The following is an 18613-nucleotide window of genomic DNA, read 5'->3' on the forward strand; positions in this document are numbered from 1 at the left end:
CCGGATCAACCAGACCGGCACCGCTGTCGCCGATATCCTGATCGTCATCGCCGCTGCCGGGCTGCCCGCCGCCGGCAAGGCCGTCCTCGTCGAGCTTCACCGTCGCCACCGTGAAGGTCGGCTTGGCCACGAGGTCGAGCGTGGCACTGCTTTCGCGCACGGCAAGGTCGTCGCCCGCGATCTCGCTGGGGCTGTTGACGCCTTCGCCGAGCTCGCTGTCGATCGCCACCGCATAGACCGGGAAGCTCTGGCTGCCCGAGGCCCCCATCGGTACCGCGATGGACACGTCGATGGTGGCGTTCGTGTCGTTGGCGGCAAGCTGACTGCCGACCGGTGCCACGATATAGGTGCCTTCAGGAACGCCGTAGGGGTTGCCCGCCGCCAGCGTGACGGCGGAATAGCCATCGCCCGGTGCATCCCAGCTCGCATCCGGCAGCTTGACCAGAAGGTAATGACTCTCCGAGCCATCCGCCACGTCGCCGAAGCTGCCATTGACCTGCAGGTTGACGTTCTGGCCCTGGAAACCGACGCCGCCGAAGGCCGCGTTGAGCGCTGTCGGATAGTCGCCGACGGCATTTACAACGACGGGGATGCTGCCGAAGGTCGAGCTGGTCTCGCCGCTCGACGCGTCCTTAAGGTAGATCGTGTACAGAATGCTATAATCCGCCCCGAGATCGTTGTTCGGCTGCGTGATCTTCAGCGTCTGCGCCTCGGTCCAGGTGAGCACCAGATCGACGGTGGAGTCGCCGACGAAGATGCCCGGCGTATTGTCGTCCTTCGTATAGGTGAGCACGACATTGTTGGGCAGATCCACGATCCGGACCGACGTCACCGTCTCGTCCGCATCGCCGACATGCGTGAAGCCGATCGAGATCGGACTGGCGACCGGCGTGTCATTGGCCGGGTTGCTGTCGTACTGGTTCGGCTTGCTGTCCTCGTCGACCACGAACGAGGCTGTCACGGTTCCGTCCGCCGGATCCGGGTAGATCGAGAAGGTGGCGTCGGCCGAATCCGCATCGCCGTCGCCGTCCTGGATCGTGTAGCTGAAGGTGATGGTGGCCCCGCTGACATTGGCCTTGCCGGTATAGCTGGCATCGCCATTGGCAGCGACACTGATCGTGCCGCTCGGGCCGGTGATCGTCCAGCCGCCCTGGCCGTCGCTCACCGCCGGGCCGAAGGCGTCGGCCCAGGCGATGCCGGTGATCTGCGGCGCACCGGCGCCATCAGCGCCGAAGCTGTCATCGGTGCCGTGGGTCAGGACGTTGCCGAGCGAGATCGTCGCCAGCTGGTGTTCGAACGCGCCGAAAGTGTCATCGACCGCGTGCGGCACGTCGTCGATGATCTTCACGCTGAGCGTGGTGCTGCCGGTATCGCCGTCGCTGTCGGTGACCACAACGCTGAAATCGTCATGCGTGTTGTCGCCCGACGTGTTGTCGGTCAGCGTATAGGTATAGCTGATCTGGTTGCCGGCAAAGCCGGTCAGCACCAGCGTGCCGACATGGCCGACGACATCGGTCACCGTGACGGGGAAAGTAGCCGAGTCCTGCAGCTGTGCCAGAGTCAGCGTCTTGTTGCCGATCGTGACCGACGCCAGGCCGTCCTGCGCCGTGACCGTGATCTGGCCGCTGGTCACTTCCGACTGGTCGCTGTCCAGCGCCGGGCTGGCAAGTTCGCCCGATCCGTCGGGCAAGCCCTTCTCATCGACCAGGGCGCCGGCTTCGCCAGCCGGGGGAACCGAGACCGTGATGGCGTGGTCGTCGATCTGGATATCGAGGCTGGTTTCGATTTCGTCGCCATCGCCGTCGCGCAGCTTGTAGATGAAGCGGTCGACCGCGTAGAGCGGCGCATCGGAGAGGCGCGTATAGACATAGTCGCCATTGGGCTGCAGCACGAGCGTGCCGTACTTGCCCTGGACGCTGAAGCCGCCGGCACCGACGTCATTGTCGGAATTGCTGCCGTCGGCCGGGAACTGGCGCAGGCCCGCCACCGTGGCGCCGTCGGCGCCCAGCGTGTCGGCGCCAAAGCCGCCCAGGCCGAAATAGGTGCTGTCGCCGGTGATGACGTTGCCGGTCGCGGTCAGCTGGTTCTCGGTCGAATCGCCGTCCGGACGTGCCGTCGGCACGTCGTCGACGATGTCGATGACCAGCGTCCCCTGGCCGATATCGCCATCGCTGTCCTTCACGCTGATGGCAAAATCATCATGCGTGTTGTCGCCGGATGTGTTGCTGAGGAGCGTGTAGGTGTAGGAAATCTCGTTATTGGCATAGCCGGTCAGCAGCAGCTGCCCGACATGGCCCGAAAGCGGGATCGAGACCGGGTTGTTCACCAGATCGGCCAGCTGCGCCGGCGTCAGGGTGACGCCGCCGATGACCACTTCGGCAACGCCGTCGCCGGCCGTCACCTTGATCTTGCCGCTGGTGATCTCCGAATTGTCGTTGCCCGGAACAATGTCGGCCGTTTCGCCGGAACCGGTGGCAAGGCCCTTCTCGTCGACCAATGCACCGGCGCCGCCGGCCGGTGGCACATCCACCGTGACGGCACGGTCGAGGATCCTGATGTCGAGGCTGGTCTCTACGGCATCGCCGTCGCCATCGCGCAGCGTATAGAGGAAGCGATCCAGCGCATCGAGCGGGCCGCTGCCGAAGCGCGTATAGCTGTAATCGCCATTGGCTTGAACGGTAAGCGTGCCGTATTTGCCGGTGACGACGAAGCCGCCGCCGCCCGCATCGTTGTCGAAGCTGTTGCCATCGGCCGGGAACTGCCGCACACCCGCCACCAGGGCGTCGTCGGCACCCTTGACGTCGGCATTGCCGGTACCTTCGTTGGTGCCGGCGCCCGTGATGACATTGCCGATCGCGGTAATCTGGTTGCCCAGGTAATCGGTATCGAAATGCGCGGTCGGCACATCGTCGATGATCTTGATGGCAAGCGTGGTGCTGCCGGTATCGCCGTCGCTGTCGGTGACCACAACGCCGAAATCGTCATGGGTGTTGTCGCCCGACGTGTTGTCGGTGAGGGTATAGGTGTAGCTGATCTGGTTGCCGGCAAAGCCGGTCAGGATAAGCGTGCCGACATGGCTCGTGGCATCGGTCACCGTGACCGGGAAGGTCAGGCCGTTCTGCAGCTGCGCCAATGTCAGGACCGTGTCGCCGATCTTGATCGAACCGAGACCGTCCGGCGCATTGATCGTAATCTGGCCGCTGGTCACTTCCGACTGATCGCTATCCAGCGCTGCATTGGCAACTTCGCCCGATCCGTCGGGCAGGCCCTTCTCATCGACCAGGGCGCCGGCTTCGCCAGCCGGCGGCACCGACACCGTAATGCCTGTGTCGCGGATCTGGATGAGCAGTAGCGTGGGGGACTGGTCACCGTCGCCGTCCCGCAGCGTGTATTGGAATGTATCCGTCGCGTTTAGTGGCGAACCGTTGTAACGGGTATAGGTGTAGTAGCCGTCCGCATAGATGTTGAGGGTGCCATACTGGCCCGTCACGCTGATGCCGGCCCCATGGACCACATCGGAAATCGCCGACTGCTGGTTCCCACCGCCGATGGAAAGAATGGCCGTGACTTGCGCGCCGTCGGCACCCGGCGTGTCGGCGGAGGCCACGCCAAAGATCGTCCCGGCACCGGTGATGACATTGCCGTCCGTCGACAATTGATTGCCGACACTGTCCATATCCACGCGCGCCGTCGGCACGTCATCGACGATGTCGATCACCAGGGTCGTGCTGCCGGTATCGCCGTCGCTGTCGGTGACCACAACGCCGAAATCGTCATGGGTGTTGTCGCCCGACGTGTTGTCGGTCAGCGTGTAGGTATAGCTGATCTGGCCGTTGGCGAACCCGGTCAGGATAAGCGTGCCCACATGCGAGGTCGAATCCGTCACCGTCGCCGGGAAGGTGGCGACGTTCTGCAGTTGCGCCAGCGTCAGGACCGTGTCGCCGATCTTGACCGAAGCCAGGCCATCCGGCGCATTGATCGTGATCTGGCCGGATGTCACTTCCGACTGGTCGCTTTCCGACGCCGGATTGGCAACCTCGCCCGAACCGTCGGCCAGGCCCTTCTCATCGACCAGGGCGCCGGCTTCGCCAGCCGGCGGCACCGACACCGTAATGCCTGTGTCGCGGATCTGGATGAGCAGTAGCGTGGGGGACTGGTCACCGTCGCCGTCCCGCAGCGTGTATTGGAATGTATCCGTCGAGGTTAGTGGCGAACCGTTGTAACGGGTATAGGTGTAGTAGCCGTCCGCATAGATGTTGAGGGTGCCATACTGGCCCGTCACGCTGATGCCGGCTCCATGGATCCCGTCGGAAATCGCCGACTGCTGGTTCCCACCGCCGATGGAAAGAATGGCAGAGACCTGCGCGCCGTCAGCACCCGGCGTGTCGGCGGAGGCCACGCCAAAGATCGTCCCGGCACCGGTGATGACATTGCCGTCCGTCGACAATTGATTGCCGACACTGTCCATATCCACGCGCGCCGTCGGCACGTCATCGCTGATGATTACTTGAACCGAGCCGGTCACATTGCTGTCACCCGTCGCGTCGGTCGCCACAACGGCGAAGGTCGGCCCGTTCGCCGTGTCATCCTTGCCCTGCGTGCCGTGCGTCAGGACATTGTCGGCCAGGGTATAGGTGTAATTCACGGTGAAGCCGGTGCCGCTCGGCACGATACCCGTGACGACGAGCTTGCCGCCGGCATTGTCGATCAGCGTTTGCGGATAACCCGCAGCCAAATTGACCGCGGCCCCGCCGATGCTGAGTGCACTGAGTCCCTCATTGTTGGTGTTGACGAAGAAGCTGCTGCTGCCCGTCTCCGAATTGCCGGCTGCTGCCGAACCGTCGGCCAAGCCTTCTTCATCCACCAGCACTTCGCTGTTGGCCACAGTCGGAATCCGGGTGTCCTGGGTGACGTTGATGGTCAGCGTCGCCGGATCGGAATCGCCGTCGCCGTCGGTCAGCGTGTAGGTGAAGACTTCCTTTTCATTTGCCGGCACACTCGGCGCCGTCAGCGTGTAGATGTAGCTGCCATTGGCCTGCATCGTCAGCGTGCCGTACTTGCCGGTGACGGTGAAGCCGCCCGCTGCGTCATTGTCGACACTGCCGTTATAGCCGCTGAGGCCGGACACACTGGCCCCGTCGGCGCCCTTGGTGTCGGCACCGGCAGACGGATTCGTGGTGTCGAGGCCGGTAATGACGTTGCCGGTCGCCTGGTTGCCAAGGCCCTCGGCAACACTATCCGCATCATCGCGCGCCGTCGGCACGTCATCAATGATGTCGATCACCAATTGCGCGGTTTTGGCATCGCCATCGTTGTCGACGGCGTAAATCGTCAGCGTTTCGTGCGTGTCTTCGCCGTTGGTCGGCGTCGTCAGCGTGTACTTGTACGTCAGGACATTGGTTACCGCGTTGAAATCAACAATGTCGAAGAAGCCAAACTGCATGCCCGAGATGCTGATGCTGCCGATCCCGTCCGGCGCATTGAAATGGATCTCGCCATAGGTGACTTCCGATTGATCGCTGTTGTCTGCCGGATCAGCCGCTTCACCGGAACCGGCCGGCAGGCCTTTCTCATAGACCACCGTGCCGGCTTCGCCATCGATCGGCAGGTCGATCTCGACACCGCGGTCTTTGATCGTGATGGCCAGCGTCGCCGGATCGGAATCGCCGTCGCCGTCGGTCAGCGTGTAGGTGAAGGAATCCACCGCCTGCAGCGGCGTATTGGTGAGGCGCGTATAGGTGTAGTAGCCGTCGGCATAAATGTTGAGCGTGCCGTACTGGCCGACGATCGACTGGCCGACACCGTGACCGGTGTCCGGCAACGCGGTTGAGACGTGCGAGGCCTCGTTCTGTGACGCGATCGCCGTCACCTTGGCACCGTCGGCGCCCTTGGTGTCGGCACCGGCACCACCCTGGCCATCATTCGTGCCCAGGCCCGTGATGACGTTTCCGTCAGTCGACTGGTGATTGTTGACGCTATCCGCATCGTCGCGCGCCGTCGGCACGTCATCAATGATGTCGATCACCAATTGCGCGGTTTTGGCATCGCCATCGTTGTCGACGGCGTAAATCGTCAGCGTTTCGTGCGTGTCTTCGCCGTTGGTCGGCGTCGTCAGCGTGTACTTGTACGTCAGGACATTGGTTACCGCGTTGAAATCAACAATGTCGAAGAAGCCAAACTGCATGCCCGAGATGCTGATGCTGCCGATCCCGTCCGGCGCATTGAAATGGATCTCGCCATAGGTGACTTCCGATTGATCGCTGTTGTCTGCCGGATCAGCCGCTTCACCGGAACCGGCCGGCAGGCCTTTCTCATAGACCACCGTGCCGGCTTCGCCATCGATCGGCAGGTCGATCTCGACACCGCGGTCTTTGATCGTGATGGCCAGCGTCGCCGGATCGGAATCGCCGTCGCCGTCGGTCAGCGTGTAGGTGAAGGAATCCACCGCCTGCAGCGGCGTATTGGTGAGGCGCGTATAGGTGTAGTAGCCGTCGGCATAAATGTTGAGCGTGCCGTACTGGCCGACGATCGACTGGCCGACACCGTGACCGGTGTCCGGCAGCGCGGTTGAGACATGCGAGGCCTCGTTCTGTGACGCGATCGCCGTCACCTTGGCACCGTCAGCGCCCTTGGTGTCGGCACCGGCACCACCCTGGCCATCATTCGTGCCCAGGCCCGTGATGACGTTTCCGTCAGTCGACTGGTGATTGTTGACGCTGTCCGCATCGTCGCGCGCCGTTGGCACGTCATCAATGATGTCGACCACCAGTGTCAGGGCTTTGGCATCGCCATCGCTGTCAGTGACGACAACCGGGAAGTCGTCATGGATGGTGTCGCCGTTCGTCTTGCCATTGAGCGTGTAGCTATAGGTGAGCACGCCGGTCGCTGTGTCGACGCTGTCGATATGCAGCGTGCCAAACGCGCCGGGGATCGTGGCGCCGGCTATGACGGACACGCCTTTGATCGTCAGGGAACCGAAGCCATCCGGTGCGGCAAAGTTGATGGTGCCGCTGGTCTTTTCTGAATTGTCGTTATCGGGAACGCCATCGGCGGTTTCACCCGAGCCTGCCGGCAGGCCGGCTTCATAGACCTTGGTCCCCGCTTCACCCGTGGTCGGCACATCGAGCGAGCTGTCCTTGTCGCTGATCTTGATGTCCAGGGCGGCTGTCGACAGATCGCCGTCGCCATCCTTCAGCGTGTATTCGAAGTGATCGACCGCTTCGAGCGGACCGTTGCCGTAGCGGGTGTAGATATAGCTGCCGTCTGGGTTCATGGTCAGCGAACCGTACTGGCCGCTTACCGTGAAGCCGTTGCTGCCGTCATTGTCGAAGCTGTTGCCATAAGCGGGGTTCTGCCGAACGGCAGCGACCAGCGCACCGTCGGCGCCCTTGGTATCGGCACCGGCACCGCCCAACCCACCGTCGGTGCCAAGACCGGTCAGGACATTGCCGTCGGTCGTTTGCAGGTTGGCCACATTGTCGGAGTCAACCCGCGCCACAGGCCCGTCATCGTTGACGATGATGCTGATCGTGCCGGTCGCATCCGCGCCGCCGCTTCCTGAAACCGTCGCCACGAACTTGCCGAGCAGCGTGTCGTCGGCGAAGATTTTGGTTGCGTCACCATGTTGCTGGTCATCGAGCAGGGTAAAGGTGAAGGCGCCCGTCGCCTTGACGATGACCATGGTCCATTCGCCGGCCATGGTCAGCGTGATCGTGTTGGCGTTTTCGGTCTTGACCGGTGCGCCGTCGAGCGAGCTGCTCGGGTCGTCGAAGACAAGGTTGCTGACGGTACCGTTATAGATCGGCAGATTGCCGCTGAAGATTGCGGAAGCCGGGGCGCTTGCCGGGTCTTCGCCCGACCCGCCGGCCAGCACATCTTCCGTCACCAGGCCGCTCGCCGACCCGGCGCGCGGCGAGGGGACGTTGTCGCAGACGTCGATGGTGAGAACCGCCGTGTCCGTGTCGCCGTCCTTGTCGGTCAGCGTGTATTCGAAATGCTCCTGCACCACGGCCGGCACATAGGTGACTTCGCGGATGTAATAGTCCGAGGAATCCGAGCTCGGGTTACCGGCACTGTTGTTCGGGCCGTATTCCGTGGCGCCGAATTCGATCCTGGCAATGCTGGCGCCGTTCGTGTCGTCGACGCCGATTTCGAACGTGCCGACATTGTTGCTGTTGCCGAAATTGACGTGGATATAGCCGGTGGCCGGATTGTCGGCGCCCGGGCCGAACAGGCCCTGGGCGATCAGGTTGCCATTGGCGTCATAGGCCTTCCACGTGCCCTGCTCGCCGTCATTTTCGTCCTTGAACAGGTTCGAGACCTTAACGGTCGCGGAATTGACCGGGCAACCGAAGGTCAGGGTCAGAGCTTCGCTGGTATGGCTGTTCGGATCGTAGCCGATCTGGCCCGGCACCTGCAGGCCCGGCTTGGTACCGGAAACGCCGATGCCGTTGCTGTCATATTGCACCGTGCCCTGGCTGCCGTCGAACTTGGTCGCCGTGATGGTCAGGCCCTGCGCCGTCCAGTCGGCGGCCTGCCCGCCGGTGCCGGAGCGGCCGACATGAACCGGGTCGGCCGTCAGCGTGTCGATGTCGAAGGCCGGGTCCAGCGAATAGCTGTAGGTGCCGTCCTCGTTGATGGTGAGCTTGCCATACTGGCCCTGCACCACGGCCGAGTCGCCGTCGAGCGTCTTGTCGCCAGTGTCGATAGCGACATTGGCGCCGCCGAGATTGATCGAATGCACCTGGCTGACTCGGCCGGGATCGTCGGCGCCGACCTGGTCCTGTTGGCCGGGTTGATCTGTGCCGGTGTCGGCATCATTGGTGTCGCCGGTCAGGACATTGCCGGTGATGGTGTGCTGCGACTCCTTCATGAACTGATGATCGTCATTGGCGATCGGCACATCGTCGACCACGTTCACGCTGAAGGCACTGGCCGGCAGGCCGATCGTGTCACCGTCCTTGTCGCTGACCGCGACGAGGCTGGAGAAGTCGATGCTGAGGCCGTTCTCGCCATTGCCCGCCTGATGGTCGAGATGGTCGAGCAGCGTGAAGGTATACTTACCGTCCGAGGTGAGGCTGAGGGTGAATACCAGGACGCCCGCCGCCTTGGCTTCGAGAACGCCATTGTTCCAGGCATAGCTCAGAGCCGTGCCGCCGGAAGTGAGATTCTGAGCGATGAGGCCGGCGAAAACACCGCCGCCGCTCTTGAACGCCCAGTTGCCGGGCTGATCGGCGCCGATCGAAACCAGGCTGGTCAGCGACCCGGTCGCGACCGTGGCATCCGGCTCGGCGTCGCCGGCTTCCTGATTCCCCTGGGCATGGCCGCCACTATTGGCTGGCGTCAGCGCCTCTTCCTCGACAATGCCGACCACCGTCGCGTTGGTCACGCGCGGCATGTCGTCGTCGACTTTGATCTTGATCTTGGTGCTGACGGAATCGCCGTCATTGTCGACGACCACGACATCGAAGTTGAGCTTGATGTCCTGGCTGTTTTCCTGATCGCCAGCTTCGTGCTTGAGCGCCTTCACCAGTTCAAAAGTGAAGCTGCCATCGGCATTGAGCGTCAGCGTGAAGACGACGGGGCCGTCGGGGCCGCCATCATGACCGACAATGACATTGCCTTCGCGGTCGGCCCAGATCTTGTTGCCCGTCTCGGAGACCAGAACATTGCTGCCGCTGCTGTTTTTCAGCCAGCCGTCGCCCGCCGTGAGGCTGATCGAGCCGCCATCGGCACCGGTGCCGAAATTGATCTGGCCGGTGGCGGTGTTGCCGCCATTGGCATCCTTGCCGGCCGAGCCCTGATCCTGATTGCCGCCGGCGATGAAATCTTCATCGACCAGCAGATAGCCGTCGCTGCTGGGCGTCTCGTTGGTCGGGGTTATGCCGGTGATCTCCGGCGTGTCGTCATTGATCTTGAAATAGAGCTGGGTGGTGTCGCTGTCGCCGTCGGCATCCGTCACCTTGACGCCGAAGCCGAGGGTCAGCAGGGAATCCTCAAGGCTGCCGGCACCGAGGGGGTTGCCATCGGACGGATGTTCGACCGGATGGAACAAGGTGAAGGTGAATTCGCCGGTCGATTTGTCGAGCGTGACGGTGAACATGGTGACGCCGTCGGCAAGGCCGCTCAGCGTTGCCGGCGAGCTTGCATTGTCGACCACCAGGGTCACCGGGTTGCCGGCGACGTCGGTGAGGGCGAAGACCGGCGGCAAGGCGAGGCCGCTGACATAGACCTGGCCCGAAGCATCGGCGAAGCTGAAGGTCACCGGCTGATCAGCGCCCGGCTGGACCAGGATCTTGCCGCCGACGCTGGCGCCGAAGACACCGATGTCGAGCGGGCCGCCTTCGATGCCGCCCGACAGCTTGTCTTCGTCGACGATGCCGAGCAGCGGCGTATCGTAGGTGACGCCGCAGATCTTGGGGCCGTCATCCTGAATCTGGATATTGAGCGGCGCATCGACATGATCGCCGTCGAAATCGGTGCCGCGGAAGTTGATGTCGTTGGCGCTTTCGCCATCCTCGCCATAGATCGTCAGCGGTGGCGTGGCATCGTCGGCATTGGTGGCATCATCCTGGTTAACCTGATGCAGCTGCACCATGGTGAGCTGACCGGATTCCGGGTCGAGGTGGAGCACGAAGACAGGCGTGTCAGTGCCCGGCACGGCTTCAGCCACCAGCGCTTTGCCATCCTGCTGGCCGTCGAGGACACCGTCGCCGTCGACATCATCCTTGTTGGCGATGCCGATGATGGTATTGGCATCGATCTGAACAGCGCGGACGGTGACTTCGACGCCGTCGATCATGACGGTCCAATTGGTGGCACCCGCCGTCAGCGGGGTTTCGGCGGGCCCCATGTAGAGCTGGTAGGCGGTCGCATAGGCCCCACCGTCGCCGGTGAAGACCGTTTCGCCGGCTTCCTTGTTGCCGGCATAGTCATTGCCTTCGTCACCCGGCACACCGGCGCGGCCATCGGCGCCGAAGCTCACATTGAGCCAGGTCTGCGCGGCGCCGATCGGCTTGTTGCCGGCCCAGCCGGCGGCATTGAGCGCTTCAAAGACCGCGTAGTTCGGGTAGGTGTAAACTTGACCATTGTACTCGTACTGGTACTGAACCGGCACGTCGTCCTCGGCCGCGGTCTCCTTTGAGGAATCCGGGTCGCCCGCCTGCGGGCCGACGCCGCTCTGGACGCCATCCGTCTCGTCATGGACGATGCCGGTATCGGTCGGATTGATGACCAGGACGGAGTCCTCCCAGTTCAGGGTGCCCAGCGACGGCACGTCATCGACGGAATGGAAGGTGAGCGCATCGGCCGGGCTCGGCGTTACCGAACCGTCGGAATCGACCATGAAGAAGGGAACGTCGATGTCGAACATGTCCGAAATGTCGCCATCCGCGTCGGCTGTGCCGGCGGCATTGTCGATCACGCCGTAGATGGTGAAGTCGACGTTGAATTCAGCCGGTACAGTTGCCAGCTCCGGCTCGCGCACGCCGACCGAGAAGACGATGGTGGCAACGTCGCCATATTGCCAGTTGTCGTCGCCGGCATCGTACCAGCCCTGCGTGATGTAGTAGGCAACCAGCACTTCGCCATGTCCGTCGCCGGCACCGGGCGCGGAATCCGCCACGGCCGGCAGCAATTTGTACTGCAGTTCATGGCCATGCGAGGTGAGGTTCATCGCTTCGAGCTGCGTCTGCAGCGGAATGGAAGCACCGTTCTGGAAACTGATCGTACCAGGCACGTCAGCGTGGAAATCGACGCTGACGACGGCCGTGCTGGTCAGGGGTTCGCGGTCGGTATCAACGCCCTGGCCGTTGTCTTCATCGGCCGGATCGTTGCCGTTCTGGCTTTCCTCTTCGTGGTCATCAAGATCGAATTCGTCGTTGCCTTCGCCCTGGGTGCCGCCCGTCTTGGCGTCGCCGATATTGAGCTTGGCAGCGAGTTCATCGCTGATCTGCTCCTGATAATCGGGATCCTTGTCCGGCGCCAATTTGAACGATGCGAGCTCCTCAATCCTGCCGTGGAGATCGTCTTCGTTGATGACAGCGCCCTGGCGGACATTGAGGAGGGAGGGAACGGTGTCGACCTCGTCATCCTCGATCAGTTCCGGAAACTCGCGATCGACCAGATTGTAGTTGAGGGCGGTGGGGTTGAGGCCGCCGATGGCATTGAGGCCGCCGATGCCGGCCTGCGGATCGAACGGGCTGAAGAGGCCGCCATTGTTGTCGGGACCCGCACCTTGGTCACCGGCGCCGGGGCCGGCTGCCGTCTGGATGTCGATATTGGGGTCGGTGGCGGCAAGGACCGCCGCGACGTCGACGGGCTGGCCGTCATTGCCGATGATGGTGACTTCTGATTGGCCGGTCGCTTCCGTATAGCCAAGAAGGATAACCGTGACGTCGCCGACCTTGACGGCCAGATTGCCGTTTTCGCCGAGGCGCGCGACCAGTCCTTCGCTCGGGAAGGGGAGTTGCAGCGTTTCGCCCGGCGTCACCTGGACCCGCACGACATTTTCACCCTGCGGCACTTGGACCTGCATCGGCGTGTTGCCGGATTGGGTCAAATGCCCCTGATCGATATCGCCCTCCTGGAGGGTGGCAGCGGCATTGTTGGTCGTGATGTTCGTGGTGTCGGTGGCCATGAAACGCTCCCCAAGATGACCCAACGGCCGGGCTCGGCCGGATTGGCAGCGACCCTAACCGCCTGCCATTACATGGCGGTTAAAGGGACGCTTTTCGCCCAAAAATTCGTGCGTATATTGCCGTGAAGCACAAACAGTGTCTCCGGCTCTTTGATCTGTATTTTGATCGAATAGTGTGAGCTTTTTACTATTTTTTTAGGAGGCGGGAATATTTTTTCGTATCTCTGCGGTTTGTATAGGCAAACTTGCTACCAAACATTTGTGATGACATCACTATAGTGATATTTATATAGATTAATTTTAATTTCTCTGGAAATCGCTACTCAAGATGTAGCGCAATCAAAGGCCCTCGATCCTATATGTATATCGGGGTTCAGCAGCAATCTGAAACATATTAATTCTACCTTCACGTGTAGTATCGCAGATCCTTTGCGGCTGCCGAAGATGACATGTCCAAGGGATCTCCTCAGCCACTTGGATTGTCTTGTTTGGGCGGCGCGTAAACTGCGCTAAAGGGTGGCCCATGCACCGGACCTTGGATAAGGGCCGGGCCATCAGGGAGTAAGGTCGATCATGGCCGACGAACTCGGCTACAACGCCCAGGACGAAGACGATGACGAACCGTCAGCGATTCCGGCGGGCGCCAAGAACTACATCACGCCCGCGGGCCTTGAACGGCTGCAGGCCGAGCGGCGCCAGCTGTGGCGCGTCGAGCGGCCCGAGATCGTGCGCGTCGTCGAATGGGCGGCCGGCAATGGCGATCGCTCGGAGAACGGTGATTACATCTATGGCAAGCGGCGGCTGCGGGAGATCGACCGGCGACTGCGCTTCCTCGACAAACGCATCGCTGCGGCCGAGTCGGTCGACCCTGCCCGGCAAACCCGACGCGACCGGGTTTTCTTCGGCGCCACAGTCACTTACGCGCGTGAGGATGAGACGGAAGTCACCGTCACCATCGTCGGCATCGACGAAATCGACAGCGAAAAGAACCATGTGAGCTGGATATCGCCGGTGGCGCGCGCCCTGCTCAAGGCCGGGGTGGGCGATACGGTCACTCTGCGCACGCCCACCGGACCGGAAACGCTCGAAATCCTGTCGATCAGCTACCCGGCCGGCTGATCAGACCCAGCCGCCATCGACGGTGAATTCCTGGGCCGAGCACATCCTGGAATCGTCGGAGGCCAGGAACAGCACCATGCGCGCAAGGTCGACCGGCATGACGCGGCCGGCCAGCACCTGCTGACGGTCGATCTCCTTCTCGGCCTCGGCATCGACCCACAAAGTAAGCTGCCGCTCGGTCATCACCCAGCCGGGGATGACGGTGTTGACGCGGATATTGTCCTTGCCGACATCGCGCGCCATACCGCGCGTCAAGCCATGGGTCGCGGCCTTCGATGTGGTGTAGGCCGGCATCCCGCCCTGCTTGGCTTTCCAGCTCATCGAACCGGTATTGATGATGGAACCGGCCTTTTTCCTGATCATGCCCGGCAGCACCGCCTGCATGCAGAAGAAGTATTGCTTGATGTTGATGGCGGTGCGGTTATCCCAATACTCCGGCGTCACGTCTTCCCATTTGTGGCGCTGGTCATGGGCCGCGTTGTTCACCAGGACATCGATATCGCCGAGTGCCGCCGCGATATCCTTCACCGCCTGGCGCAGGGCGCCGGTATCGGTGAGGTCGCATTTTATGAACAGAGGCTTTCGACCGTACTGCGCCTGCATTTGGTCGAGCAGCTTGTTGCTGCCCTCGACGTCGAGATCGACGAAGGCGACTTTGGCGCCTTGATCGACGAAGGATTCAACGATGGCGGCGCCGATGCCGGAACCGCCGCCGGTGACAAACACCACCTTGTCTTTAAGTGACGGATAGCGGGCGAGCGAAGAAAGATCCATGAAATCACCTGTCAGTTCGGAACGAAACAATGGGACATGATATGCGCCGTCACGCCTTGGCGGCGCGCGGTCGTTTCTGAGGACTGCTGGCCACCTGGTCGACGACCCGGGCGGTGTCGCGCAGAAGCTGGCGGACGGCGACCCGCGCTGCATTGGGCTTGCGCCCGCGGATGGCAGCCAGGATGCGCGCATGCCCCGGCAAGGTCCGGCCGATATCGCCGCGCTGACTGGCCGTATAATTGAACATGCTGCCCAGGGCCGATTCGATGACCAGGCCGAGCGGCACCAGCAATTCATTGCCGGCGGCGAGCAGGATCGCCTGATGGAACACCACGTCGGCCGTGTTCCAGGCGCTCAACGTCTTTGCGTCCGCCATGGCGTTAAAGGCGCTTTCAATCTCGGCCATCTGCTCTTCGGTACGATTGGTGGCGGCGAGTGCCGCCGTCTCCGGCTCCAGGATTTCGCGCACCTGCTGCATATGCACCAGGAAATGCGTCGGATTTGCCGCGGCGCAATACCAGGTCAGCACGTCCCGGTCGAGCAGGTTCCAGGCGGCCCGTGGCTGCACGCGCGAGCCGATCTTCGGCCGCGAAAGTATGAGGCCCTTGGCCATCAGCATCTTGATCGCTTCGCGAACGGCCGTGCGGCTGACGCCGAAGGCCTCGCACCACTCCGCTTCGTTGGGCAATAAGGTTCCTGGGGCAAACTCACCATTCAATATGCGCGCGCCGATATCCTGCGCGACGCTGTGATGCAGACTGCCGCGCTCTGCCCGTGATTTCGTGGCGGATGGCTTCCTGGCCTTCATCGTACAGGCTTCTCCCCAATTAATGTCGGGCCTTTTTGCCAACCGGGACCGCATTTCTCAACCCTTGATGCGATTCACCTCAAAAAAACCCGCTGCCCCTCCACATGGCGCGATGTATTTATCATACAAACGAGCGTTGCCGGAGAATATTTTGTATGATAAAAGCCGCAGTTCAAGAAGACGATGGCATCCTGCAACAATGAACAGGATGCATATTTCCTCTGGGAGGAGCAGCAATGCAGGGTCGGACCACAGTCCGCTGTGACCGCTCGTTCGGTGGGTCGACCACCGCATTCAATCCCGGAAGATCACTGTTTTGTGTGACGGTTTAGTCCGAGGCCGGCGCTATCATGCGCCGGCAGGACAGAAGTGACGCATGACATAAGAAGAGCAAGATCGACCAACAACTGTGATGGGAGGAACGACGTGAAATCATTGAAGACATTCCTGGCGGCCGCCGCCCTCAGCGTCTTTGCCTTGGGTACGACCCTGGGCACGGCCACGCAGAGCTTTGCCGAGGATAAAGGGCTCATCGGTATTTCGATGCCGACCAAATCCTCTGCGCGCTGGATCGCCGATGGCGACAACATGGTGAAGGTGTTCACCGAAAAGGGCTACACCACCGACCTGCAATATGCCGATGACGATATCCCCAACCAGCTCGCCCAGATCGAGAACATGGTGACCAAGGGCGTCAAGGTTCTCGTCATTGCCGCGATCGACGGTACCACCTTGTCGGCCATCCTGCAGCAGGCGCATGACGCCGGCATCAAGGTCATCGCCTATGACCGCCTGATCCGCGACTCCGCCAATGTCGATTATTACGCCACTTTCGACAATTTCCAGGTCGGCGTGCTGCAAGCGACGACGCTGACCGACGCCCTCGGCCTCAAGGATGGCAAGGGTCCCTTCAACATCGAGCTGTTCGGCGGGTCGCCGGACGACAACAACGCCTTCTTCTTCTATGACGGCGCCATGTCGGTCCTGCAGCCCTATATCGACAGCGGCAAGCTGGTCGTGCAATCCGGCCAGATGGGCATGGACAAGGTCGGCACCCTGCGTTGGGATGGCGCCGTTGCCCAGGCCCGCATGGATAACCTCCTCTCCGCCTACTACACCGACAAGCGTGTCGACGCGGTGCTGTCGCCCTATGACGGCCTCTCGATCGGCATCCTTTCTTCGCTGAAAGGCGTTGGTTACGGCAGCGGCGACATGAAGATGCCGTTCGTCTCGGGCCAGGACGCCGAAGTGCCGTCGGTGAAATCGATCCTCGCCGGCGAGCAGTATTCAACCATCTTCAAGGACACCCGTGAGCTTGCCAAGGTGACCGCCAACATGGTGGACGCGATGGCCAGCGGCAAGGAACCGGAAGTCAACGACACCAAGACCTACAACAATGGGGTCAAGGTCGTTCCGGCCTATCTGCTGAAGCCGGTTGCGGTCGATGCCAAAAATTGGGAGGAAATCCTGATCGGCAGCGGCTATTACACCAAGGACCAGATCACCCAGTAACCGGTCTACCGGAACGGATGGGCCTCGCGCCGGCAGCCGCGGGGCCCATTCTGCTTCCACCCATTCTGCTTCCACTGGGTCAGCTTTCGGATATTTGGCCGGGGCTGGACACCAGGCGTAATAGGGCCGACCAAGTTTTGGCCGGCTTTTTTTGTTCCCCGGAAGGCTGCTTTCCTGCAATCTGTTTGCGGTTCCGGGCTGAGTTCAAGGACGCGTCATGGACACCATTCTCTCGATGCCCATTCTGGAAATGCGCGGGATCGTCAAGACCTTTCCCGGCGTCAATGCGCTCGACAACGTCAATCTGACCGTCCGCGAGGGCGAAATTCACGCCATCGTCGGCGAAAACGGCGCCGGCAAATCGACGTTGATGAAGGTGCTTTCCGGCGTCTATCCGCATGGCAGCTATTCCGGCGAGATCCATTACAAGGGCGAAGAGCGCCGCTTCCGCGACATCTCCGACAGCGAGAAGCTCGGCATCATCATCATCCACCAGGAGCTGGCCCTGGTGCCCCTACTCTCAATCGCCGAAAACATCTTCCTCGGCAACGAGCCGGCGAAGAACGGCATCATCAATTGGGGCGAGTCCTTCGCGCGCACGCAGGCGCTGCTGAAAAAGGTCGGCCTCAAGGAATCACCCAGCGCCCTCATCACCAATCTGGGTGTCGGCAAGCAGCAATTGGTCGAGATCGCCAAGGCGCTCTCCAAGGAAGTGAAGCTGCTCATCCTCGACGAACCGACAGCCAGCCTCAATGAAAGCGACAGCGACGCGTTGCTGAACCTGCTGATGGAGTTCCGCCAGCACGGTATTTCCTCGATCCTCATTTCCCACAAGCTCAACGAAATCCTGAAGGTCGCCGATTCCATCACCATCCTGCGCGATGGCGCCACCGTCGACACGCTGGATTGCCACAAGGAAAAGATCGACGAGGACCGCATCATCCGCGCCATGGTGGGTCGCGAACTCACCGACCGTTATCCCAAACGCACCCCCAAGATCGGCGAACCGATTTTCGAGGTGAAGAACTGGCATGTCTTCGACGCCGTCCATGCCAATAAGGAAAAGATCCGCGGCATCGACATGCATGTCCGCAAGGGCGAAGTCGTCGGTATCGCCGGCCTGATGGGTGCGGGACGCACGGAACTGGCCATGAGCATCTTCGGCCGATCCTACGGCCAGAACATCAGCGGCGACGTGTTGATGCACGGCAAGCCGGTCGATGTCAGCACGATCCAGAAGGCGATGAAGAACGGCATCGCCTATGTGACCGAGGACCGCAAGCATTACGGCCTCATCCTCATCGACGACATCAAGCGCAACGTGACACTGGCCAATCTGCCGGGCGTCTCCACCAATGCCATCATCGACGATGGGCGCGAGCTGGCGGTCGCCAACAAATTCCGCCGCGACCTCAACATCCGCTGTTCCAGCGTCTTCCAGCAGACCGTCAACCTCTCCGGCGGCAACCAGCAGAAGGTGGTGTTGAGCAAATGGCTCTTCACCGAGCCCGAGATCCTCATTCTTGACGAGCCCACGCGCGGCATCGACGTGGGGGCCAAATACGAGATCTATTCGATCATCAACGGCCTGGCCGATGCCGGCAAGGGCGTCATCGTGATTTCGTCCGAGATGCCGGAACTGCTCGGCATTTCCGACCGCATCTACGTGATGAATGAGGGCCGCATGGTCGGTGAGATGCCGGCCAAGGAAGCCTCACAGGAAAAGATCATGCGAGCAATCATGAAGTCATGGGAAGATTAAT

The 18613-nt window shown here is 61.6% G+C and carries 6 protein-coding genes; 3 read left to right on the forward strand and 3 right to left on the reverse strand.

Annotation, left to right across the window (positions count from 1 at the left end; translation table 11 throughout):
• On the reverse strand, positions 1-12637 hold a 12637-nt coding region (locus ACE3OA_RS19800), incomplete at its 3' end, for an Ig-like domain-containing protein (protein WP_374314022.1).
• Between the two features lie 573 nt (positions 12638-13210).
• Here ACE3OA_RS19800 and greB point away from each other — a divergent pair.
• Positions 13211-13756 carry a transcription elongation factor GreB gene (gene greB / locus ACE3OA_RS19805; RefSeq protein ID WP_374314024.1) on the forward strand — a complete coding sequence of 182 codons (546 nt, stop codon included), beginning with the start codon at positions 13211-13213 and terminating at the stop codon, positions 13754-13756.
• On the opposite strand, the gene ACE3OA_RS19810 is transcribed toward greB, so the two are convergent.
• Positions 13757-14530, reverse strand: coding sequence for an SDR family NAD(P)-dependent oxidoreductase (locus ACE3OA_RS19810; protein WP_374314026.1), 774 nt, complete (start codon positions 14528-14530; stop codon positions 13757-13759).
• Between the two features lie 49 nt (positions 14531-14579).
• A complete protein-coding gene (locus tag ACE3OA_RS19815; RefSeq protein ID WP_374314028.1) occupies positions 14580-15392 on the reverse strand; it encodes a FadR/GntR family transcriptional regulator in 813 nt (270 codons plus the stop codon).
• A 423-nt stretch (positions 15393-15815) separates the two neighbouring features.
• On the opposite strand from ACE3OA_RS19815, the gene chvE reads away from it, so the two are divergent.
• Complete coding sequence (gene chvE, locus ACE3OA_RS19820; RefSeq protein ID WP_374314166.1) at positions 15816-16850, forward strand: multiple monosaccharide ABC transporter substrate-binding protein; 1035 nt, start codon at positions 15816-15818, stop codon at positions 16848-16850.
• A gap of 217 nt (positions 16851-17067) precedes the next feature.
• On the forward strand, positions 17068-18612 hold the full coding sequence (gene mmsA, locus ACE3OA_RS19825; RefSeq protein WP_374314030.1) for a multiple monosaccharide ABC transporter ATP-binding protein: 1545 nt from the start codon (positions 17068-17070) through the stop codon (positions 18610-18612).
• The last annotated feature ends 1 nt before the right edge of the window (position 18613 follow it).

This window comes from Dongia sp., assembly GCF_041906375.1.
Lineage (GTDB): Bacteria > Pseudomonadota > Alphaproteobacteria > Dongiales > Dongiaceae > Dongia.

Excerpts from the sequence above, each read along its gene's own strand:
- ACE3OA_RS19810 (WP_374314026.1), bottom strand. The coding sequence starts at position 14,530 with ATGGATCTTTCTTCGCTCGCCCGCTATCCGTCACTTAAAGACAAGGTG.
- ACE3OA_RS19815 (WP_374314028.1), bottom strand. The coding sequence starts at position 15,392 with ATGCGGTCCCGGTTGGCAAAAAGGCCCGACATTAATTGGGGAGAAGCC.
- mmsA (WP_374314030.1), top strand. The coding sequence starts at position 17,068 with ATGGACACCATTCTCTCGATGCCCATTCTGGAAATGCGCGGGATCGTC.
- greB (WP_374314024.1), top strand. The coding sequence starts at position 13,211 with ATGGCCGACGAACTCGGCTACAACGCCCAGGACGAAGACGATGACGAA.